This window comes from Ruoffia sp. FAM 24228, from assembly GCF_045528575.1.
In the GTDB taxonomy this organism is placed as follows: Bacteria; Bacillota; Bacilli; order Lactobacillales; family Aerococcaceae; genus Ruoffia; species Ruoffia halotolerans.
Window position 1 is genome coordinate 1 of sequence record NZ_JBGQQZ010000158.1, and the last position, 520, is coordinate 520.

Annotated in this window: 1 protein-coding gene; it reads right to left on the reverse strand. The window is 44.6% G+C overall.

The window, feature by feature from the left end; translation table 11 throughout:
- Window positions 1-82: 82 nt before the first annotated feature.
- On the reverse strand, window positions 83-520 hold a 438-nt coding region (locus ACEN33_RS12480), incomplete at its 5' end, for an RluA family pseudouridine synthase (RefSeq protein ID WP_407095217.1).

Genomic DNA, 520 nt, shown 5'->3' on the forward strand with positions numbered 1-520 from the left:
ATTTGCGGTTCGTCGAGCCGGTGCTCGACGCCCTTTTCTATTGATCAAATCGAAAAAAGTCACCCTGTCGGATGACTTTTCTTTATCTTGATAGCTTTAGGAAGCTTTTTGGTGCTTGGGATGTGAATCTCACTACTTTTCCTGTACTTGGGTGAGTGAAGGCGATGGTAGTTGCGTGCAAGCCGAGGCGTTTCAGCGGATTCGTTCGTGCGCTGTATTTTTTATCGCCGGCAACTGGGTGGCCGATGTCTTCCATATGAATACGGATTTGGTTTTTGCGTCCTGTTTCAAGTTCAACCTCCAATAAAGTATAGTTCGCACTATTTTGCTTTTTCTTGAAGTGGGTAATTGCGTGCTTGCCACCGTTATCGTAGTCGTTTGAATAGACTTTCATCGTTTTACTTTCGGTTAGCCAAGATTCTATCTTCCCCTGGGGTTTGCGAACGACGCCTTCAACCAACGCAGTATAGATGCGTTCTTTGACAATCGTGTGCCAGTTTTCTTGCAATTTTTCTTTAAC